At 69.2% G+C, this 19,913-nt stretch carries 16 protein-coding genes, 1 tRNA gene and 1 riboswitch; of the genes, 9 read left to right on the top strand and 8 right to left on the bottom strand.

Annotated features, from left to right (window positions below):
• Nucleotides 1-78: 78 nt before the first annotated feature.
• Nucleotides 79-954 (top strand): isoaspartyl peptidase/L-asparaginase family protein, encoded by an 876-nt coding sequence (locus ACWIDZ_RS08065; protein WP_453987989.1) that lies wholly within the window; start codon nucleotides 79-81, stop codon nucleotides 952-954.
• A 249-nt stretch (nucleotides 955-1,203) separates the two neighbouring features.
• On the top strand, nucleotides 1,204-4,059 hold the full coding sequence (locus tag ACWIDZ_RS08060; protein WP_453987991.1) for a M16 family metallopeptidase: 2,856 nt from the start codon (nucleotides 1,204-1,206) through the stop codon (nucleotides 4,057-4,059).
• A 70-nt stretch (nucleotides 4,060-4,129) separates the two neighbouring features.
• On the opposite strand, the gene ACWIDZ_RS08055 is transcribed toward ACWIDZ_RS08060, so the two are convergent.
• The 3 genes from ACWIDZ_RS08055 to ACWIDZ_RS08045 all read right to left on the bottom strand — a co-directional run bounded on the left by ACWIDZ_RS08055 (nucleotide 4,130) and on the right by ACWIDZ_RS08045 (nucleotide 5,861).
• Complete coding sequence (locus ACWIDZ_RS08055; protein ID WP_291781144.1) at nucleotides 4,130-4,954, bottom strand: S1 family peptidase; 825 nt, start codon at nucleotides 4,952-4,954, stop codon at nucleotides 4,130-4,132.
• A 10-nt stretch (nucleotides 4,955-4,964) separates the two neighbouring features.
• A complete protein-coding gene (locus ACWIDZ_RS08050; protein ID WP_286951707.1) occupies nucleotides 4,965-5,408 on the bottom strand; it encodes a DUF350 domain-containing protein in 444 nt (147 codons plus the stop codon).
• 132 nt (nucleotides 5,409-5,540) lie between these two features.
• Nucleotides 5,541-5,861: a metalloregulator ArsR/SmtB family transcription factor gene (locus ACWIDZ_RS08045; RefSeq protein WP_291781135.1), complete on the bottom strand. Its 321-nt coding sequence runs from the start codon at nucleotides 5,859-5,861 to the stop codon at nucleotides 5,541-5,543.
• Between the two features lie 91 nt (nucleotides 5,862-5,952).
• Between ACWIDZ_RS08045 and ACWIDZ_RS08040 the strand changes: the two genes are divergently transcribed.
• Together ACWIDZ_RS08040 and ACWIDZ_RS08035 are read left to right on the top strand one after the other, a co-directional pair.
• Nucleotides 5,953-6,864, top strand: a complete 912-nt coding sequence (locus tag ACWIDZ_RS08040) for an acyl-CoA desaturase (protein ID WP_453987994.1) — start codon at nucleotides 5,953-5,955, stop codon at nucleotides 6,862-6,864.
• The gene (locus ACWIDZ_RS08035) at nucleotides 6,861-7,277 is read left to right on the top strand and encodes a hypothetical protein (RefSeq protein ID WP_291781127.1); all 417 of its coding nucleotides are present in this window, start codon (nucleotides 6,861-6,863) and stop codon (nucleotides 7,275-7,277) included. Before ACWIDZ_RS08040 ends, ACWIDZ_RS08035 begins: the two co-directional genes overlap by 4 nt.
• On the opposite strand, the gene rlmN is transcribed toward ACWIDZ_RS08035, so the two are convergent.
• Nucleotides 7,274-8,449 (bottom strand): 23S rRNA (adenine(2503)-C(2))-methyltransferase RlmN, encoded by a 1,176-nt coding sequence (rlmN, locus tag ACWIDZ_RS08030; protein ID WP_453987996.1) that lies wholly within the window; start codon nucleotides 8,447-8,449, stop codon nucleotides 7,274-7,276. The two genes, ACWIDZ_RS08035 and rlmN, sit on opposite strands and share 4 nt — an antisense overlap.
• A gap of 118 nt (nucleotides 8,450-8,567) precedes the next feature.
• A riboswitch (yybP-ykoY riboswitch) is annotated at nucleotides 8,568-8,732 on the top strand.
• Between the two features lie 6 nt (nucleotides 8,733-8,738).
• On the opposite strand from rlmN, the gene ACWIDZ_RS08025 reads away from it, so the two are divergent.
• Together ACWIDZ_RS08025 and ACWIDZ_RS08020 are read left to right on the top strand one after the other, a co-directional pair.
• Nucleotides 8,739-9,314 carry a manganese efflux pump MntP gene (locus tag ACWIDZ_RS08025; RefSeq protein WP_453987998.1) on the top strand — a complete coding sequence of 192 codons (576 nt, stop codon included), beginning with the start codon at nucleotides 8,739-8,741 and terminating at the stop codon, nucleotides 9,312-9,314.
• 91 nt (nucleotides 9,315-9,405) lie between these two features.
• Complete coding sequence (locus ACWIDZ_RS08020; RefSeq protein WP_453988000.1) at nucleotides 9,406-9,633, top strand: hypothetical protein; 228 nt, start codon at nucleotides 9,406-9,408, stop codon at nucleotides 9,631-9,633.
• Between the two features lie 38 nt (nucleotides 9,634-9,671).
• On the opposite strand, the gene ACWIDZ_RS08015 is transcribed toward ACWIDZ_RS08020, so the two are convergent.
• Nucleotides 9,672-9,748: transfer RNA gene (locus tag ACWIDZ_RS08015), tRNA-Met, on the bottom strand.
• Between the two features lie 198 nt (nucleotides 9,749-9,946).
• Between ACWIDZ_RS08015 and ACWIDZ_RS08010 the strand changes: the two genes are divergently transcribed.
• The 3 genes from ACWIDZ_RS08010 to ACWIDZ_RS08000 all read left to right on the top strand — a co-directional run bounded on the left by ACWIDZ_RS08010 (nucleotide 9,947) and on the right by ACWIDZ_RS08000 (nucleotide 14,887).
• The gene (locus ACWIDZ_RS08010; RefSeq protein ID WP_453988002.1) at nucleotides 9,947-11,179 is read left to right on the top strand and encodes a PQQ-dependent sugar dehydrogenase; all 1,233 of its coding nucleotides are present in this window, start codon (nucleotides 9,947-9,949) and stop codon (nucleotides 11,177-11,179) included.
• 292 nt (nucleotides 11,180-11,471) lie between these two features.
• A complete protein-coding gene (locus ACWIDZ_RS08005) occupies nucleotides 11,472-12,677 on the top strand; it encodes an acetyl-CoA C-acetyltransferase (RefSeq protein ID WP_453988004.1) in 1,206 nt (401 codons plus the stop codon).
• 17 nt (nucleotides 12,678-12,694) lie between these two features.
• Nucleotides 12,695-14,887, top strand: coding sequence for a 3-hydroxyacyl-CoA dehydrogenase NAD-binding domain-containing protein (locus ACWIDZ_RS08000; protein ID WP_453988281.1), 2,193 nt, complete (start codon nucleotides 12,695-12,697; stop codon nucleotides 14,885-14,887).
• 140 nt (nucleotides 14,888-15,027) lie between these two features.
• Here the strand turns inward: ACWIDZ_RS08000 and ACWIDZ_RS07995 are convergent, their stop codons facing one another.
• The 3 genes from ACWIDZ_RS07995 to ACWIDZ_RS07985 all read right to left on the bottom strand — a co-directional run bounded on the left by ACWIDZ_RS07995 (nucleotide 15,028) and on the right by ACWIDZ_RS07985 (nucleotide 19,705).
• A complete protein-coding gene (locus ACWIDZ_RS07995; RefSeq protein WP_291781110.1) occupies nucleotides 15,028-15,846 on the bottom strand; it encodes a TIGR02186 family protein in 819 nt (272 codons plus the stop codon).
• Nucleotides 15,846-16,769, bottom strand: a complete 924-nt coding sequence (locus ACWIDZ_RS07990; RefSeq protein WP_312218899.1) for a sulfite exporter TauE/SafE family protein — start codon at nucleotides 16,767-16,769, stop codon at nucleotides 15,846-15,848. The genes ACWIDZ_RS07995 and ACWIDZ_RS07990 overlap by 1 nt, the downstream gene beginning before the upstream one ends.
• Before the next feature lie 116 nt (nucleotides 16,770-16,885).
• Entirely contained in the window at nucleotides 16,886-19,705 is a 2,820-nt protein-coding gene (locus ACWIDZ_RS07985) for an SEL1-like repeat protein (protein WP_453988006.1), read from the bottom strand.
• Nucleotides 19,706-19,913 lie beyond the last annotated feature (208 nt).

The following is a 19,913-nucleotide window of genomic DNA, read 5'->3' as shown; positions in this document are numbered from 1 at the left end:
ATGGCGCCGACACGCCGGCGACGCTAATCAGCCTGCGGCCCGATGCAAAGAGGCCGAATGGGTTCTGAGGAGACGATCATGGCGAAACCCGCCCTCATCCTTCACGGCGGCGCCGGCGCCCGGCGCGAGCGCAACTACGACGCCGAGGTCGTGCACATGCGCGAGGTCGTCGAGGCGATGAAGGCGCGGCTGGACGCCGGGGCCTCGGCCCTGGACGCAGCCGTCGAGGCGGTCGTCATGCTGGAGGATTCCGGCCTCTATGTCGCCGGTCGCGGCGCCTCGCCCAATCTGGCGGGCGACTATGAGCTGGACGCCAGCCTCATGGACGGCTTCACCGGCAAGGCCGGGGCCGTCGCCGCCCTGCAGGGCTTCCGCAACCCGGTCGTCGCCGCCCGCGCGGTGATGGATCGCACCCCCCACGTCATGCTGGCCGGGAACGGCGCCGCCCGCTTCGCCGCCGAACAGGGTCTGGCGCGCGTCGAAGATCCCGAGGCCTGGTACACCCGCGCCGGCAAGGGCGAGGACAATCATCCGCCCAGCGGCCTGAGCCACGGCACCGTCGGCTGCTGCGTGCTGGACAGCCAGGGCCGTCTGGCCGCCGCGACCTCGACGGCGGGCGTGTTCGGCAAGATGCCGGGCCGCGTCGGCGACACCCCCATCCCCGCCGCCGGAACCTGGGCCGACGAGCACGCCGCCGTCTCCTGCACCGGCCAGGGCGAGTATTTCATCCGCATCGCCGCCGCCGCGCGCACGGCCTTCGGCGTCGCCGCCGGTCAGACGCTGGCCGAAGCGTCCCAGGCGACCATCGACCGCATCGGCGCCCTGGGCGGCGACGGCGGCCTGATCGCCTTGGATCGCGAAGGCAACATCGCCCAGCCCTACAACAGCCAGGGCATGAAGCGCGCCTGGCTGGCGACCGACGGCGGCGTCGGCGTCGAGGTGTTCGGGCGGTAACCTCCGAATTCCGTTCATCCCCGCGGAGGCGGGGACCCAGTAAGAGCCACGCACGCCGAGCGCGGATCAAGCGCCAGAATCTAGGCCGCCTCGCTTGAAACCAAAGCACTGGGTCCCCGCCTCCGCGGGGATGAGCGGTGAATAGAGGGTCGGCTTCATTACATCTCCGTAAGGTGCGCGGCGGCTCTTCGCCCTGCTAGGCTTTCGACGCCCGTTTCTTCGACTGCGGGCGTTGGAAAGCCGCCCCTCATGAAGAATCGCCTGATCCTGACCGCCTGCGCCTCGGCGCTGCTGGTCGGCCTGCCCGCCGCCGCCCCTGCCTGGGCCAAGGCCCCGCCCGCTTCTGCAACCGCCGTCCAGGGCGGGGTCGAAGTGCCGCCGCTGGGCTTCACCAAGCGGGTGCTGGCCAACGGCATGGAAGTCTATACGGCGCGCGACGCCTCGACCTCCAACGTCACGGTGCAGGTCTGGTATCGCGTGGGGTCGAAGGACGATCCGGCGGGCCGTTCGGGCTTCGCCCACCTGTTCGAACACCTGCTGTTCAAGGCGACGAAGAACATGCCGTCCGAGACGTTCGACCGTCTGACCGAGGACGTCGGCGGCTTCAACAACGCCTTCACCGCCGACGACGTGACCGCCTATTACGAGGTCGTACCGGCCAACCACCTGCAGCGCATCCTGTTCGCCGAGGCGGACCGCATGGGCTCGCTGGTCGTCGACGAGGCCAATTTCGCCTCCGAACGCGACGTGGTGAAGGAGGAATACCGCCAGCGGATTCTGGCCAGCCCCTACGGCCGTCTGTTCGGCCTGTTCACGCCCGAGACCATCTATCAGGACCATCCCTATCGCCGCCCCGGCATCGGCTCGATCGAGGAGCTGGACGCCGCGACCCTGGACGACGTGCTGCGTTTCCACGCCACCTACTACCGGCCGGACAACGCCATGCTGATCGTGGCGGGCAATTTCGATCAGGCGCAGCTGGACGGCTGGGTCGACGAATATTTCGCCCCGCTGAAGCGTCCGTCGACGCCCATGCCCGCCAATGATGTGAAGGAGCCCGAGCCGACCGGCCCGCGCACCGCCACCTACTATGCGCCGAACGTGCCCCTGCCCGCCGTCGCCCTGGCCTGGAACACCGTGGCCTACAAGGACGCCGACCGCGCGGCCTTGACGGTGCTGGACGGCATCCTGTCAACCGGCGAGAGCAGCCGCCTGTACCGTTCGCTGGTCTATGACAAGCAGATCGCCGCCTCGGCCGGCTCCAACCCCGACTTCGCCCAGCAGGCGGGCAATCTGGCCGCCTACGCCATCATGGCGGGCGGCGAGACGGTCGAGACCGGCAAGGCCGCGCTGGAGGCCGAGATCGCGCGCCTGCGCGACGAGCCCGTCACCGCCGCCGAACTGGCCGAGGCCAAGAACGAGTTGGTCGCCGACGCCCTGCGCGGGCGTGAAAGCATCGACGACCGCGCCACCACCCTGGGCATGGCCCTGATCATGACCGGCGACGCGACCGCCGCCGACCGCGAGATCGCCGAGATTCAGGCCGTCACCGCCGCCGACGTGCAGCGCGTGGCCCGCCGCTATCTGACGCCGGAGCGCCAGATCACCATCAACTACCTGCCCGCCGACGACGCCAATGCGCCCAGCGAGCAGAAGAAGAACGTCGACGCCCCCGTCACGGTCGCGTCCCTGGCCCCGGCCGGTCCGGTCGCCGTCCTGCTGCCGGAAGCCGAGCGCGCCCGACTGCCCCAGCCGGGGCCTGAGGTGTCGCCCGCCACCCCGGCCATCGCCGACTTCCGTCTGGACAACGGCCTGCGCGTCCTGGTCGCCCCGACGCAGGGCCTGCCGCTGGTTTCGGCGCGGCTGAACTTCAACGCCGGTTCGGCCCATGATCCGGCAGGCAAGCCGGGCGTCGCCTCCATGACCGCCGCCCTGCTGACCCAGGGCACGACGACCAAGGCGGCCCCGGATATCGCCACCGCCATCGAACAGCTGGGCGCCAGCATCGGCGCAGGCGCGGGCGCCGACTTCACCAATGTCTACGCCAATGCGCCCAAGGACGTGTTCGGCCGGACCCTGACCCTGATGGCCGACCTGGTGCGCAATCCGGCCTTCGCCGCCGAAGAGCTGGAGCGTCAGCAGTCCCAGACCCTGGACGGTCTGCGCGTCGCCCTCAGCCAGCCCGGCTCCATCGCCTCCCAGTCGGTGGGCCGCGTGATCTACGGCGACGCTCCCTATGGCGCGCCGGGCTCGGGCACGGTGAACAGCATCCCCGCCCTGACGCGCGACGATGTGGCGGTGTTCCACTCCGACCGCTTCCGCCCGTCGCAGGCGACCCTGGTCTTCTCGGGCGACGTGACCCCGGCCGAGGCCCGCGCGCTGGCGGATGAAGCCTTCGGCGACTGGCGCGACGCCGGCCCCGCCCCGACCGCTATCGACAAGGCGGGCCAGGCCCTGGCGCCGCGCGTCGTCGTCATCGATCAGCCGGGCGCCGGTCAGGCGGCGGTCGTCGCCGCCATCCGCGGCGTCAGCCGCACCGACGCCGACTTCTTCCCGCTGACGGTCGGCAACACCCTGCTGGGCGGCGGCTATTCCTCGCGGCTGAACCAGAAGATCCGCATCGAGAAGGGCCTGTCCTACGGCGCCGGATCGTCGCTGGGCGCGCGGGCCGAAACGGGCGTCTTCACCGCCTCGACCCAGACCAAGAACGAGTCGGCGACCGAGGTGGTCGAGCTGATGCTGGCCGAGATCGGCAAGCTGGGCGACGCCCCGGCCACCGAGACCGAACTGGCTCCGCGCCGCGCCACCCTGATCGGCGCCTTCGGCCGCTCGCTGGAGACGGTCGACGGCCTGGGCGGCCTGGTCGCCAACCTGGCCCTCTACGACCTGCCGATGAGCGATCTGGCCGACTACGCCGGGCGCGTCCGCGCGGTCACGCCGCAGCAGGTCGAAGCGGCCTTCGCCGAGCATCTGCCGACCGACCGGGCCAGCCTGGTCGTGGTCGGCGACGCCTCGAAGTTCATCGACGGCCTGCGGGCGAAATACCCCGACGTCGAGGTCATCCCGCTGACCGAACTGAACCTGGACAGCGCCTCGCTGAAGTAAAAACCAGAACGCCTCCCCATCGCATGGGGAGGCGTTTCTCGTTCCGGCCACGCCGGTCTGGTCGCCTGGATCACGTCGTCAGGCAGACCACCTGGGCGACGCGCAGATCCTGACGCAGGCGGTCGGAGACGGCGCCGTAGTTCTGGGTCGTCACGGCCTGGCCCAGGGCGGCTTCATCGGCGCGCTGCTGGGCGCCGACCGTGGGCACGAACGTGTCGGGCGCCGTGGTGTAGATGCGGCCGCGCCGAGGCGACTCGGCGATGGTCACGCCCAGCACCCGCCCGCGACGGTCCAGCACAGGCGCGCCCGACAGGCCCGACAGCGTGCCCTTCAGCCCTCGCGTGCGTCCGGCCTCGGCCCAGGCCAGCACCGGCTCGTCATAGGAGCGGTGGCCGCGAATCTTCAGCGTCTCGCGGCCGATCAGGCGCGAGGCCACCTCGCCCGGCTGGCCCTGAGGGAAGCCGGGGTGGAAGGCGCGCTGGCCCTTGTAGAGCGGCGCCTGGGGCGCGATCGGCAGGGCGGGCGGCCCGCCATCGGTCAGCAACAGGGCCACGTCCGCCCGCGCGGCCAGGCGCACGTCGGCGGCCAGGGCGCGGGTCTTGTCGATCACCAGGGCGGGCTTGCGGCAGCCCTCGACCACATGGCGTGCGGTGATCCAGCGGCCGTCCCCGGCGATGGAGAAGGCGGTGCCCGACACCGGCTCATGCTCGTCCGAGGTGTCGACCGTGACGGACGGATCGAAGGGCGTGATGGGGCCCAGCAGAGGCCCCGCCGTTTCATCTTCAGGCAGGTCGTGCGGCGCATCGGCGCGCTCGCCCCGGTTCAGGGAGGCGATCAGGATCACGCCGATGACGGCGGCGTAGATGGTCCAGTCGGGAAGGTGGGGAAAGCGCAAGGCCGCCCCCTCAACCCGTCAGGGCGGCCGCCAGGATCAGGGCGGTCGACAGCTTGGCCCCGGCCAGGACCACGGCGGCGGAGGTCTCGCCCTTCTCTATGCGTTGCGGCAGGCCGTGCAGCAGGAAGTCGACGACGCGGAAGGCCAGCAGTTGCAGCACCACCGTCGCCACGCCCCAGATGGCGATGTCGCGGATCGAGGTCGACACCGACAGGGACACCGCCAGCGGAATGGCCAGGCCGACCAGCACCCCGGCGAAGGCCACGGCGGCGGCCGGATTCCCCTGGCGGATCAGGGCGATCTCGCGCCACGGCGTCAGCAGGGCGTAGACCGCCGCCCCCGCCGCCAGCAGGCCGAACGTCACCGCCAGGTGCAGCATCAGGATCGGAAAGCCCGTCGCGAACGCCTGGAGTTCAGGAGTCGACAGAACGCCCGGCAACGACGAGGTCTCCATGACGACGAACCCTAGCCTCCCAGCCTGAAGGGGAACGAAACCAAAACACCCTTGCCCGAAAGCTCGGCGCTTCCGCTAGGGCGCCCGCGCCACAGTCGGCGGACAAAGCGTCCGACCGGACGGTCGGCGGGCCTATGTTTCCGCGTCACGGCGCGCACGGGCGACCTCGGCGCTGTCCTGCTTCAGCGGCCTGGAGACGGGACAAACCTCCTGCACATAGCTGTTCAGGGTGTTGGCCAGGTGATCGCGCACCAGGCTGTAGTGCACGAACTGACCGCGCTTCTCGCTCTGCACCAGGCCAGCCGTCTCCAGCACCGACAGATGCTGGGAGACCGCAGGCTTGGAGATCTCGAACTTGGCCGCGATCTCACCCGCCGTCATTTCGGCATGGGTCAGATAGGCCAGAATCTTGCGCCGGACCGGGCTGGAGAGGGCTTCGAACACGCGCTGCATGAGAAGGTATTTAAGCGATTTGCTAAGAGCTTGCCAGCTCCATCGATTTAGTAGTTAAGTTACTTCTTAATCATCTATGTGAGGCGTCGCCATGACCGAGCCGGATCCCTCCGCCGTGAACAGCCTGATCGAGACGCCCGGCTGCGACGCTGTCGCGGGCAAGGTGCGATGGGACCCGCTTCATTCACTGTGGAACGGCGCCATGCTGGCGACGACGCTTGGCTTCGGCGCGGCGACCTTCAGCCTCGGCGCCCTGGCGATTTTCGTCCTCGCGACGGGGAGCACCCTGCTGTTGGGACACTCCGTGGGGTTCCATCGCCGCCTGATCCACGGCAGCTTCGACTGTCCGCTGTGGCTGGAGCAGACCCTGGTGTGGTTCGGGACCCTGGTGGGCATGAGCGGGCCGTTCTGGATGATCCGCACCCACGACCTTCGCGACTGGGCCCAGCGTCAGGCGGCGTGCCACGACTACCTGGCCCACCGCCGCCCGATGGCGGTCGACGCCGTCTGGCAGATGCATTGCCGCCTGGAATTGGATCGACCGCCCGTCTTCGATCTGGGGCGCATAGGGCGCGATCCCTTCTATCGTTTTCTGGAACGCACCTGGATGCTGCAACAGGCGCCGGTCGCGGCCGTGCTGTGGCTGATCGGCGGCTGGGGCTTCGTGGTCTGGGGCGTATGCGCGCGGGTGTCGGTCAGCGTAATCGGCCACTGGTTCGTCGGCCATCTAGCCCATCGACGCGGCCCGCAGACCTGGCTGGTGCATGAAGCAGGCGTTCAGGCTTACGACGTGCCCTGGGCCGCCATCCCGACCATGGGCGAGGCCTGGCATAACAATCACCACGCCTTCCCCGGCTCGGCCCGCATCGGCCTCTACCCCGGCCAGAGCGACTGGGGCTTCCGCTTCATCCAGCTTCTGGAGCGGCTGAGCCTGGCCTGGAACGTGCGAACGCCGGAAACGATGGCCGCCCGCATCGAGGATCTGGAAGAGGTCGCCTCATGACGGCCGCCGTTTTCACGCGATGGGTATTCGCTGTTCTGGCCACATCTATCTTCGGCGCCCTGACGGTCGCCCTGCAGTGGTTGGCGCTGGCGATCATCAACACCTTCATCACAGGCGAAGGATCAGCCGCATTTGCCGCCTTTATCGTCCCCATCTCCCTGATGCTGGCCCTGCCTTGCTTCCTTGTGGGAGCGGCTGTGCTGGGCGCGCCTTCGGCATGGGCGCTGACTCGTCTGAAGCTCGACCGCGCCTGGCCGGCGGCCTTAGCCGGAGGATTGCTGGCCACACTGGGCGGCGCGAGTCTTCTGAGCCATGCACTCGGGCTGACGGGCATGATGTTCGCAGTCGCATTACCGCTCGCCGGAGCGATCGGAGGCCTGACCTATCGCGAAATGATGCGAAAGCCGCTTTAAGCCGCGTCGGCTTCTTCGCGCTCGGCCTTCAGGCGCGCCGAGGCCCTCAGCTTCTCGCTCTCGGACTTCAGCTGACCGCAGGCGGCCAGGATGTCTCGGCCGCGCGGGGTGCGGATGGGGCTGGCGTAACCGGCCTTGTTCAGGATGGCGGCGAAGGTCTCGATCGTCTTCCAGTCCGAGCACTGATAATCCGTGCCGGGCCAGGGGTTGAACGGGATCAGGTTGACCTTGGACGGAATGCCCTCGATCAGCTTGATCAGGGCGCGCGCCTCGGCCGGACTGTCGTTGACGCCCTTCAGCATGACGTATTCGAACGTCACCCGGCGCGCGTTGGACAGGCCGGGATAGGCGCGGATGGCGGCCATCAGCTGGTCCAGCGGATACTTCTTGTTCAGCGGCACCAGTCGGTCGCGCAGGGGATCGTTGGTGGCGTGCAGGCTGATGGCCAGCATGGCCGCCGTGCGCTCGCCCAGGGCGTTCAGCTGCGGCACGACGCCCGAGGTCGACACGGTGATGCGGCGACGCGACAGGGCGATGCCTTCGTTGTCGGAGATGATGTCGATGGCGTTGGCGACGTGGTCCAGATTGTAGAGCGGCTCGCCCATGCCCATGAAGACGATGTTGGACAGGCGGCGGTCTTCCTTGGGCGAGGGCCACTCGTCCAGATCATCGCGGGCCACCTGGACCTGGGCCACGATCTCGGCCGTCGTCAGGTTGCGGACCAGCTTCTGCGTACCGGTGTGGCAGAAGGTGCAGTTCAGGGTGCAGCCGACCTGGGACGAGACGCATAGGGCGCCGGCCCGGCCCACGTCGGGAATGTAGACGGTCTCGATCTCGATGCCCGGCGCCGTGCGGATCAGCCATTTGCGGGTGCCGTCCTTGGACACCTGGCGCTCGACGATCTCGGGGCGGGCCAGGGTGAAGGCCTCGGCCAGCTTGGCGCGGGTGTCCTTGGCCACGTCGCTCATCAGGGCGAAGTCAGTCACGCCGTAGTGGTGAATCCAGCGCCACGCCTGGGAGGCGCGCATCCGGGCCTTCTCCGGCGGGCAGATTCCGGCGTCGATCAGGGCCTGGCGCAGTTCGTCGCGCGTCAGACCGCTGAGGTTGACGGGCGTCTTCGCCATGCCCTGAATGGGGGCGCTGGCGCGCGTGAGATCGAGCGAAATGCTCAAGGGCGGATGTCCTGCGGCGAAGGATGAAGCGGCGGCGTCTAGCACAGATGGGGCGTCTTGTCGCCTTTGGCCATGTGCGGGTTGATAGACTCGGAACGAGGCGTTAGAGGGGCGGCCGTTGGGGAGTAGCTTCCGGCATATCCCAGCCGGGGTCGCGTCAACACACTTGCCTGCGGGCATGGCGCGGCCAGCGGATCACCTCCGCCTAGCGAGACCAGCATGCTGCATCGACGGGGCCGGCCCGTGGATGGAGCGTGCTGTCATGCGTCCGGCTGAGTGCGTTTTCCCCATGATGTCCCCCGTCGCCATCGCCATCCTGTCCGTCAGCATGTCCGCCGACGCCTTCGCCGCCGCCATCGGGCGCGGGGCGCAGCATCGCCCCACCGTGCCCCAGGCCCTGCGTTCAGGCCTGGTGTTCGGCGTGATCGAGGCGATCACCCCCCTGATCGGCTTCGCCCTGGGCGTGGCCGCCGCCGACTTCGTCCAGGCCATCGACCACTGGATCGCCTTCGGCCTGCTGGGCGCCGTAGGCCTGAAGATGATCTGGGAAGCGCTGCAGCGGGATGAGGCGGAGGAGGACGCCAAGCCGGCGTCGCGCGGCCTTGTGGCCCTGGTCGCCACCGCCGTGGGAACGTCGATCGACGCGGGCGCGGTCGGGGTCGGCCTGGCCCTGCTGGAGGCCAACATCTGGTTGATCGCCGCCTGTATCGGCTTCACCACCTTCGCCCTGGCGACGCTGGGCCTGCTGGTGGGCAAGGCCGTGGGCGTGCGCCTGGGCAAGATCGTCGAACTGATCGGCGGCGTCGCCCTGATCGCCCTGGGCCTGAAGATCCTGCTGGAACACCTGACCGTGCTGGCCGGCTGATCCGGACGCCTATAGCTTGGCCTTGCTCCGAGGCGGGTTCAGAGGGATCATTCCGTCTCACGGCTCGTTTCACCGGCTGAAGGAGACCATCATGCGCGCCCCCCTGTTCCTCGCCGCCGTCATCGTCGCCCCGCTGGCGCTCGCCGCCTGCGCCTCGGGCCGCCCCCTGCCGACCTATCAGCAGGAAATGGACCAGCTGGACGCCGAGTGCCGCGACCGCGGCGGCATCCTCTCGCCCACCGGCCTCCAGACCGGCCGTCCGCAGACCGACTACGTCTGCAAGATCACCGGCGGCGCCTCGCGCATCCCTCAGGGATGAGGCGCGGGCGGTCTTCTGAAGATCTCCGAGAAAATCCGTGGTGGTTGGAGGCGGGATCGAACCGCCGACCTGTGGGTTATGAATCCACCGCTCTAACCATCTGAGCTACCCAACCCCGCACGGGAGTTTCGCGCGAGTCCTTGAAGGACCCTTGGGCGCGAGAGGGGTGCGTATATCGCCGCCTTTCGTCCGGTTCAAGCCGCTTCGACAGGGATTTCGTGCGGGACCATCGGTCGCGGCGCCTTTCGGCTCGCGTAAAGCGCGATGTGGCTGCATCCTGCCCCCTTCCACGCCACGCTGTTCAGGAGCCGCCATGCGTCCCGCCCTCTTCGCCGTTTCCGCCGCCGCCCTGGTTCTCGCCGCCTGCGGAGCCAATGGACAGGACGAGGGACAAGCGCCCGCCGCCACGGGCGCCCCGGTCGAAACCCGTCCGCCGAACAATCCCGACCAGAAGCCGGCCGCCGAAGGCCAGACCCGCGCGCCCTCGGTCAGCACCGCCGTCGCCATGCAGCACGCCGTCGTGGCGGAAGGGCTGGAGCATCCCTGGGGCCTGGCCCTGCTGCCGGACGGCCAATGGCTGGTGACCGAACGTCCCGGCCGTATGCGCGTCGTCAGCGCGCAGGGCCAGATCGGCGCCCCGATCAGCGGCCTGCCCGCCGTAGCGGCGCGCGGCCAGGGCGGCCTGCTGGACGTGATCCTGAGCCCGACCTTCGCCGAGGACCGGACGATCTACTGGTCGTACGCCCAGCCGCGGAACGGCGGCAACGGCACGGCTGTGGCGCGCGGCCGCCTGTCGGACGACCTGAGCCGAGTCGAGAACGTGCAGGTCGTCTTCCAGGTCAAGGACACCTATGACGGGGACAAGCATTTCGGCTCCTCCCTGGTCTTCGGCCCGGACGGCAAGCTGTACGTCACCGTCGGCGAGCGCTCCGACAAGCCGATGCGGCCGACAGCCCAGAGCCTGGCCTCGCACCACGGCAAGGTCATCCGCATCAACGCCGACGGCTCGGTCCCGTCCGACAACCCCTTCGTCGGCCGCGAAGGCGCCCTGCCCGAGATCTGGTCCTACGGCCATCGCAACCCGCAGGGCATCGCCGTCCAGCCGGAAACCGGCGCGATCTGGAGCATCGAACACGGCACGCGCGGCGGCGACGAGCTGAACCTGGAGAAGGCAGGCGCCAATTTCGGCTGGCCCGGCGCGGCCTACGGCATCGAATACAGCGGCGACGCCATTCCCGACGCGACGACGACCCGGGAAGGGACGGTCCAGCCCGTCTACTACTGGGACCCGGTGATCGCGCCGGGCGGCATGGTCTTCTATGAGGGCGCCATGTTCCCCGGTTGGAAGGGGAACGCCCTAATCGGCGGCCTGGGCGGCAAGCACTTAGTTCGTCTGGTGCTGCAGGACGGCCGCGTGGTCGGCGAGGAGCGCCTGCTGACTGGGCTGGGCGAACGCATCCGCGACGTGGCGGTCGGGCCTGACGGCGCCGTCTGGGTCGTGACGGACGAGGAGAACGGCAAGCTGGTGCGGCTGGCGCGCCGCTGAGACTGAGAAGACGGGGCGGGCCGCGCACAACGGCCCGCCCTTTTCACATCCGGCGACCTCACGCGCCTTGTTACTTGACGTTGACGTAAACGTCGGCTTTCTAACGGCCTGAGTTTCAATTCCAGACGCGATGATCGGATCCGTCCGCCCACCGCCTCCCAACCAAGACGCCAACCGTCCCTCATGCAGCGAGGCGCCGCGCGCCGAGCGACAGGGACACCAAGAACCCGTCCCTCATGCAGTTCGCTGCCGCGCAGCGAACGATAGGGACACAACAAGAGAGAGACGCCTCATGGCCGACGCCTACATCTACGACGCCGTGCGCACCCCGCGCGGCAAGGGCAAGAAGGACGGCAGCCTGCACGAGATCACGGCGCTGAGCCTGGCCAGCCAGGTGCTGGAGGCGCTGCGCGATCGGAACGGCCTGGACACCACCAAGGTCGACGACGTGATCCTGGGCTGCGTCTCGCCGGTCGGCGAGCAGGGCGCCGACATCGCCCGCACCGCCGTCCTGGCGGCGGGTTGGGACCAGGCGACCGCGGGCTTTCAGATCAACCGCTTCTGCGCCTCGGGCCTGGAAGCCGTGAACGTGGCGGCCGCCAAGGTGAAGTCGGGCGAGGCGGGCATGGCCGTCGGCGGCGGCGTGGAAGCCATGAGCCGCGTGCCGATGGGCTCGGACGGCGGCGCCTGGCCGACCGACCCGTCCTCGGCCTTCCCGACCTATTTCGTGCCCCAGGGCGTCTCGGCCGACATGATCGCCACCAAATACGGCTTCAGCCGCGACGACGTGGACGCCTATTCCGTCGAAAGCCACAAGCGCGCCGCCCGCTCCTGGGCCGAGCGCCGCTTCGACAAGTCGGTGATCGCGGTCAAGAACCAGCTCGGCCTGACCCAGCTGGACCACGACGAGACCATTCGTCCGAACACGGACATGCAGATCCTGGGCGGGCTGAACCCCTCCTTCGTCATGATGGGCGGCATGGGTTTCGACGCCGTGATCGGCCAGCGCTACCCCGAGGTCGCCAGCGTCAACCACGTCCACACCCCCGGCAACTCGTCCGGCATCGTCGACGGCGCGGCGGGCGTGCTGGTCGGCTCCAAGGAGATGGGCGAGGCCCTGGGCCTGAAGCCGCGCGCGAAGATCCTGGGCGGCGCCTCGATCGGTTCTGAGCCGTCGATCATGCTGACGGGCCCCGAGCCCGTGACCCGCAAGCTGCTGGGCAAGCTGGGCATGCAGCCCGGCGACATCGACCTGTATGAACTGAACGAGGCCTTCGCGGCCGTGGTGCTGCGCTACATGCAGGCGCTCGACATCCCGCACGACAAGATCAACGTCTGCGGCGGCGCCATCGCCATGGGCCACCCGCTGGGCGCCACCGGCGCCATGATCCTGGGCACGGTGCTGGACGAGCTGGAGCGCTCGGACAAGTCGACGGCCCTGGCCACCCTGTGCATCGGCGGCGGCATGGGCACCGCCACCGTCATCGAACGCGTCTGATCCGGGAGCATATGACGATGGAAAACTTCAAGATCGACATCGACGCCGACGGCGTCGCGCTCGTCACCTTCGACGTGCCGGGCCGTTCGATGAACACCCTGACCTCGGCCGTCATCGCCGAGATCCCGGCCCTGGTCGAGAAGATCAAGACCGACGACGCCATCAAGGGCGTGGTCCTCACCTCGGGCAAGACGACCGGCTTCTGCGCCGGCGCAGACCTGGGCGACATGGCCGCAGGGATGCTGGCCGGCGGCGGCGACCTGCAGAAGGCGTTCGACACCGGCTGGGCGCTGAACGGCGCCTTCCGCGCGCTGGAGACCTCCGGCAAGCCGGTGGCGGCGGCCATCAACGGCCTGGCGCTGGGCGGCGGGCTGGAGTTCACCCTGGCCTGCCACTATCGCGTCGTCGAGAACGACCCGAAGATCCAGCTGGGCCTGCCCGAGATCAAGGTCGGCCTCTTCCCCGGCGGCGGCGGCACCCAGCGCCTGACGCGCCTGATCGGGGTGCAGAACGCTCTGATGCAGATGGCCGAGGGCAAGTCCTGGCGTCCGAACGACGCCAAGGGGGCCGGCGTCGTCCACGAGGTCGTCGAAAAGGGCCAGTCGGTCGAGGCCGCCAAGGTCTGGATCAAGGGGGGCGGCAAGGCCGTCCAGCCCTGGGACGATCCCAAGTTCAAGATCCCCGGCGGCGGCCCCTACCACCCGGCGGGCGCCCAGGTCTTCATCATGGGCAACGCCATCCTGCGCAAGCAGTCCTACGGCAACTATCCCGCCGTGCTGAACATGATGAAGGCCGTCTATGAAGGCGTGCAGGTGCCGATCGAGGCGGGCCTGCGCATCGAGACGCGCTACTTCATCAAGACCCTGATGACGCCGCAGGCTCAGGCCATGATCCGCAGCCTGTTCCTGTCCAAGCAGGAGTTGGACAAGGGCGCCGTACGTCCGGCGGCCGTGCCCAAGTCCGATCCGAAGAAGGTCAGCGTCCTGGGCGCCGGCATGATGGGCGCGGGCATCGCCTATGTTCAGGTCATGGCCGGCATCGAGACCGTGCTGATCGACCAGACGCAGGACGCCGCCGACAAGGGCAAGGCCCACGTCGAGGAACTGCTGAAGAAGCGCCTGTCGCGCGGTCAGATGACGCAGGAGAAGTATGATGCCACCCTGGCCCTGGTCACGGCGACGACGGACTATGACCTGATCAAGGGGTCGGACCTGGTCATCGAGGCCGTGTTCGAGAACCGCGAGATCAAGGCCGACGTCACCAAGCGCGCCGAGGCCCAACTGGCTGAGGGCGCCGTGTTCGGCTCCAACACCTCGACCCTGCCCATCTCGGGTCTGGCCGAGGCCAGCGTGCGGCCGGAAGACTTCATCGGCATCCACTTCTTCTCGCCCGTCGACAAGATGATGCTGGTCGAGATCATCATGGGCGAGAAGACCGGCGACGCGGCCCTGGCCAAGGCGCTGGACTATGTCCTGAAGATCAGGAAGACGCCGATCGTCGTCAACGACAGCCGCGGCTTCTACACCTCGCGCTGCTTCTCCACCTTCCTGATGGAAGGCATGGCCATGCTGGAAGAGGGCTATTCGCCCGTGCTGATCGACAACGTCGGCCGCATGACCGGCATGCCGCGCGGCCCGCTGGAGATGCACGACGACGTGGCGCTTGACCTGTCGTACAAGATCGCCAAACAGACCCGCGAGGATCTGGGCGACAAGTACGTCGCCAACGAGGGCGAGCAGATCGTCGCCACCATGGTCGAGCAGGGCCGCTACGGCCGCAAGAACGGCAAGGGCTTCTACGACTATGACCAGAAGCCCAAGGTCATCTGGCCGGGCCTCTACGACCTGGCCCCGACCACCAAGGGCGAGGCCTTCGGCGAAAGCCCCGAGGCCCTGGCCGCCGTCGATGAACTGAAAACCCGCCTGCTGTACCGCCAGGCGGTGGAAGTGGCCCGTTGCTGGGAAGAGGGCGTCATCGACGACCCGCGCGAGGGCGACCTGGGCGCCATCCTGGGCTGGGGCTTCGCGCCCTGGACCGGCGGCCCCATCACCTTCATGGACCAGACTGGCCTGAAGGCTTTCGTGGCCAAGGCCGACGAACTGGCCGCCAAATACGGCGACCGCTTCAAGGTTCCGCAGCTTCTGCGCGACATGGCCGCCAAGAACGAAACCTTCTACGGCCGCTTCGCGCCGGAGAAGAAGGCGGCCTGAGGCGCAGCCACAGACTGAACGGAAAGGGCGGCCTTCGCGGGCCGCCCTTTTTTGTTGCCGCTCTCAAAGCCCTCCCTTGCGAGGGGAAGGGAGATGCGTCGCTCAAGCAGCGAGCCGCCGCGCGGCGAGCGATAGCGACACTAACGACTCCGGAACACCCGCGACGCCGCATAGCCGGTCATCGCCGCCAGGATCACGCAGAGCACGCCGTAGCTCCACGGGCGGTTGTGGGCGAACTCATAGATGTCGCGCTCCAGCCCCACCTTCTCGACGGTCAGGGTCAGGTTGGACACCGACACCGGCGCCCCCTCCTGGAAAAGCCAGACCTCGGCGTAATACTTCCCCGTCGGAGCCACGGCGGGCAGCTTGACCTCGGCGCGGAACAGGCCCCGGTCGACGAACTCCACCCCCTTGGGATCGGTGTCGTAGAGGGCCGCCGCCTCCTTCAGCCGGATGACGGCGCGGCGCCAGTCCAGATAGTCCTCGCCCAGACGGCTGACGACCACGTCGCGCACGCCGTAGCGGGTGACGGTGCGCGCCTCTTCCGGCGCGTCGATACGCAGGTGATCGACGCCCACGCCCAGGCGGCGCAGCTGGCCGAAGTCGGCGATGTCGCTCAGCGGCCGCGTCGAGGCGGTCATGTAGAAGCCCGGCGCGCCCTCGAACAGCACCGGGCGGCTGTTCAGCCAGACCCCCATGTTGCGCGTCTTCTTGACCAGGCGCACCGGGGCGTCGGGACCGCGCACCACCACCACCACGTCAGCGGGCGTGTCGGTCGGGTTGAACACGGCGCCGTAGAGGACGATGGACGCCCCCCGGAAGCCGGAATCCACATCGACCCGCGCGTCGGTCAGGGCGGCGGCGACCCGCACCTCCTCGTTCGTGGCGGCCGAGCGCTCGATGATGATCTCGGGGGCCGCAGCCTGGGGCGGCGGTTCTGGCGGCAGGACCTGGAACATCAGTCCGCCACCCCCGGCGCCAGCAGGAACAGATCACTGGGCCGCACGAAAAGCTCCAGCCCCATCTGGATGCCGACCAGCAACACGATCAACCCCAGGGCCGCGCGCATCTCTTCGGCCCGGAAACGCCCCGACAGGCGCGCGCCGTACTGCGCCCCGACCACTCCGCCCAGCAGCAGGATGGTCGACAGGACGATGTCCACCGTCTGGTTGCGCCCGGCCTGAAGGACGGTGGTGATGGCGGTGGTGATGATGATCTGGAACAGGCTGGTGCCGACCACCACGCTGGCCTTCATCCGCAGGACATAGAGCATGGCCGGCACCAGGATGAAGCCGCCGCCCACCCCCATGATGGCCGACAGGATGCCTGCGAACACGCCCAGGCCGAACGGCGGAATGGCGCTGATGTAGAGGCCCGAGCGCGGAAAACGCATCCTGAACGGCAGGCCGTACAGCCACATGGGGCGACGGCGCTCCTTGCGCGGCGGGGTCTCGCCCCGGACACGATGCAGGATCTGCGTCAGGCTCTCGTACAGCATCATGCAGCCGATCGAGCCGAGGAACAGCAGATAGGACAGGGCTACCACCAGATCGGCCTGACCCAACAGGCGCAGGTAGCGGAACAGCTCGACGCCCACGAGCGCGCCCAGGGCGCCGCCCACCGCCATGATGCCGCCGATGCGGTAGTCGACCGCCTTCATGCCGGAATAGCGGATGACGCCCGAGGTCGAGGAGGCGACGACGTGGCTGGCCTGGCTGGCCACCGCCACCGTCGGAGGGATGCCCAGGAAAACCAGCACCGGCGCCATCAGGAATCCGCCGCCGATGCCGAACAGACCCGACACGAATCCAACCAGCGCTCCCAGCATGACCAGGAGCGGCCAGTTCACCGAGACTTCGGCGATCGGCAGGTAAATATCCACGGCACGCGCCTTCGGCTGGAAGGACAGGCAATCAGCGCCGGAAAGGCGACTAGGCCTTCGGTCTTAGCCGCCCCTGCGGCGAACCGCCACCCCCGGTTGCACGCGGGCGTCGCCGATCAGGCGACGGGCTCGACGGTGAAGGCGTCGGCCGCCTCACGCGCCTTGCGGCGGTCGACGACAGACAGGCCCGACGTCATGCGCTGAACCGAGGCCAGCGCCTGCTGGTCGCCGCGACGCGCCGCGATCATGTACCACTTGAACGCCTCGACCCGATTGGGGGCCACGCCCTCGTCGCCCTTCTCCAGCAGCTGGGCGACGTTGTACTGGCTGTCGACGCGGCCGGCGCCGGCGGCCTTGGTCAGCCAGGCCAGGGCGTCGGCGCGGTTCCGCGCGCCGCCGACGCCGTCATACAGCTGCATGGCGTAGAAATGCATGGCCTTGGCGTCGCCCGCCTCGGCCGCGCGACGGGCCCAGGCGCGGGCCTCGGCCTCGTCCGCCGTCAGACCTGCGGCGCCGTCCTGATACAGGCTGGCCAGACGCAGCTGCGCCGGGGCGTAGCCCAGGTTGGCGGCGCGGGTCAGGGGCTCCAGGCCGCCGTCGTCGCCGTTATCCAGCATCTGCACGGCGCGGGCGAACAGGCCTGCGCCCTCGGTCGCCGCCGCGTCGGGCGACGGCACGGCGTCGGTCGGGGAGGCGTCCAGCGCCAGGGCGGCGATCGGCGTCGCCGTCTCGGCCGGCGCCGCGCCGGTCGTCGGGGTCGGCGCCAGGGCGAAGCCGCCCGGCAGGCTCAGACCCGAACCGCCCACGACCTGCAAGGTGGCGTAGCCGCCGACCACGCCCAGAGCCGCCACCGCCATGGCCCCCAGGGCGGTGCGCATGGTCGAGCTCTGACGGCCGGCCTGCTTGTCCAGCCGCTCCTGAAGCTTGGACTTGCCGCCGCGCTTGGCCAGGCCGAAGGCCTGACGCGGGGCCGCATCCTCTTCCGGCGTCATGGCCGCGCGGGCGGCCTCCAGCACGTCGCGCGTCGAGCTCGCGGTCGGCTCCTGCGCCGAGGCGTGCGGAGAGACGAAATCCAGATCGGCCGAGAAGCCGTCGTCGTCGCCGACGCGGTCCAGTTCGAGCGGGCGCTCGGCGTCCAGATCGGCTGCGGCGTTCAGGATGTCGCTGACGTCGGCGCCGCCGAACAGATCGTCATCGGCCGAGGACGCAGCCGCCGGAGCGGCGTGCGGCCAGGCGTCGTCCGCGATCCGGCCGAAGGGCGCCGTCGTCGGCCCGGCGTCCAGCAGTTCGGCGTCCAGCGGATCGCCGAAGACGCTCCCGGCGCCCGAGGCGAACGGCTGTCCCGGCGCAGCGACGGCGCCCGTCAGGGGCTCGGCGCTCCAGTCGTCGATCGGATCGGCGAAGGCCGTCGCCCGCCAGTCGCCCCCGGCGGTTTCCGCCGGAGTCCAGGGCGCGGGGTCAGGGCTTTCCAGCGGCGGGGCGCGACGGACGTCGCGATCGGCGCGCTGCTCCATGCTGTCGCGCGCGTCGGCCAGCAGGCGCGCCGTGCGCTCCTCGCTCTGGCGCATCCGTTCGGCCAGATCGCCCGAGGCGCGCTCGTGGCGCTGGTGCATCTTGTCGGTGCTTTCCGACAGGCGGCGGCCGATGTCGTCCAGTGCCTGGGCCGAGCGACGCTCGGACTGGGCGATGCGTTCGCTCAGGCGGTCCGAGATGCGGGCGATCTCGCCGCCCAGCCGCTCCAGCGCCAGGGCGTGCTGGTCGTCGGCCTGGGTCAGACGCTGATCCACGGCTTCGGCGTGACGCGCCAGATCGCGCTCCAGCTTCTGCTCCAGCGCGGCGACGCGGGCGTCGGACGGACCGGCGCCGCCGGCTTCGACCGTCTCCAGCCGACCGTTGAGGTTGCGGGCGATGCGCATGATCTCGCGGCCCATGCCTTCGACGGCGGAGGCCGAGCGCTGCTCGGCGGCGCGGGCCTGATCGCCGATGGCGGCCAAGGCGCGCTCGATGCGGTCGACGCGTCCCTCGGTCTCGACCGCGTCGAGGCGGCGGATCATCTCGGTGCGGCTGGATTCCACCTGCCGCGTCAGGCTCTCGGCCAGTTTCTCGAAGCGCGAGGCTTCGCGCGCATGGTCCGGCTCGATGCGGCGTTCCGCGTCGCGCATCCGCAGATCCAGGGCCGCGAACGACCGCTCCAGGCCCTTCAGCGCCTCGGAGGTGCGCGACTGGGCGTCGTCCAGACGCACCCCGACCTGCGACAGCAGGTTCGTTCCGGCGCCCGGCCCGGCCGCCTTTTCAACGGCTTCGATACGGTCGCGCAGTTCGCTGACGCCGGCGCGCTGACGCTCGTCCATCTCGTAAAGGCGGGTGGAGACGGCGGTCAGGGCCGCGTCCAGCTTGTCCAGCCCTTCACGCGCCTCGGTCCCGGCGTCCTGCTCCAGACGGCGCAGGCGGCGGTGGCCCTCGCGCAGCTCCTCGGCGATGTCGTCGATCCGGCGGGCCTTGGCCGCCTCGGCCTCGTCCTGCGTCTCCAGACGACGCACCAGGCCGGCCACGGCCTGATCGATGCCCTGGATGGCCAGGGTCGAGCGGCGCTCGGCCGCCTCCAGACGCTCGGCGATCACCTCAAGCGAGGCGCCCATTCTGCCCAGGTTCTCATGGCGCCGCAGATTCTCATGGTGCCCCGGCCCCTCGCGCCCGCGTCCATCCTCGCCATAGACGTCGTCCAGACGGCGCGAGCGGCTGCGGCGGTCATAGGGATCGGGAATGGGCGACCGGCGCGGCAGGGTGGCGACGCCGTCGTCCTCGTCCGGCTCATCCATGATCATGGAGTTCAGCCACTCGCCCAGGGTCATGCCCGAGCGTCGCGCCAGATCCTTGGCGATCTCGCGCGCCTTCGGATCGATGCCCTTCACGCTCCACGGCGCCGCTGCGGTCACTGATTCGCCTCCCGACCCATGGCGCGAACGGTATCCTTCCAGATAAAGCGTGTAAACGTGTCGTTAACCGCTAGATGTGGCGCCTCGCGGCGAGGCGCCGACGGCAGCCGACCGGGCGCTGATGCGCCCAACATGGTTAATGCCGCGTTTAGATTAACCCCGCATCAAGAAATACGGCCACGCTGGCGAAAGCCGGGGTCCAGGCGCT

Source organism: Brevundimonas sp. NPDC055311 (assembly GCF_053645695.1).
Note: the sequence above shows the minus strand (reverse complement) of the source record. Positions and strands in the feature narration are given on the sequence as shown.

What these genes read in the sequence shown, in the direction of transcription:
- ACWIDZ_RS08065 (WP_453987989.1), top strand. Translation starts at nt 79, where the DNA reads ATGGCGAAACCCGCCCTCATCCTTCACGGCGGCGCCGGCGCCCGGCGC.
- ACWIDZ_RS08060 (WP_453987991.1), top strand. Translation starts at nt 1,204, where the DNA reads ATGAAGAATCGCCTGATCCTGACCGCCTGCGCCTCGGCGCTGCTGGTC.
- ACWIDZ_RS08050 (WP_286951707.1), bottom strand. Translation starts at nt 5,408, where the DNA reads ATGGAGACCTCGTCGTTGCCGGGCGTTCTGTCGACTCCTGAACTCCAG.
- ACWIDZ_RS08045 (WP_291781135.1), bottom strand. Translation starts at nt 5,861, where the DNA reads ATGCAGCGCGTGTTCGAAGCCCTCTCCAGCCCGGTCCGGCGCAAGATT.
- ACWIDZ_RS08040 (WP_453987994.1), top strand. Translation starts at nt 5,953, where the DNA reads ATGACCGAGCCGGATCCCTCCGCCGTGAACAGCCTGATCGAGACGCCC.
- ACWIDZ_RS08035 (WP_291781127.1), top strand. Translation starts at nt 6,861, where the DNA reads ATGACGGCCGCCGTTTTCACGCGATGGGTATTCGCTGTTCTGGCCACA.
- ACWIDZ_RS08025 (WP_453987998.1), top strand. Translation starts at nt 8,739, where the DNA reads ATGATGTCCCCCGTCGCCATCGCCATCCTGTCCGTCAGCATGTCCGCC.
- ACWIDZ_RS08020 (WP_453988000.1), top strand. Translation starts at nt 9,406, where the DNA reads ATGCGCGCCCCCCTGTTCCTCGCCGCCGTCATCGTCGCCCCGCTGGCG.
- ACWIDZ_RS08010 (WP_453988002.1), top strand. Translation starts at nt 9,947, where the DNA reads ATGCGTCCCGCCCTCTTCGCCGTTTCCGCCGCCGCCCTGGTTCTCGCC.
- ACWIDZ_RS08005 (WP_453988004.1), top strand. Translation starts at nt 11,472, where the DNA reads ATGGCCGACGCCTACATCTACGACGCCGTGCGCACCCCGCGCGGCAAG.
- ACWIDZ_RS08000 (WP_453988281.1), top strand. Translation starts at nt 12,695, where the DNA reads ATGGAAAACTTCAAGATCGACATCGACGCCGACGGCGTCGCGCTCGTC.
- ACWIDZ_RS07995 (WP_291781110.1), bottom strand. Translation starts at nt 15,846, where the DNA reads ATGTTCCAGGTCCTGCCGCCAGAACCGCCGCCCCAGGCTGCGGCCCCC.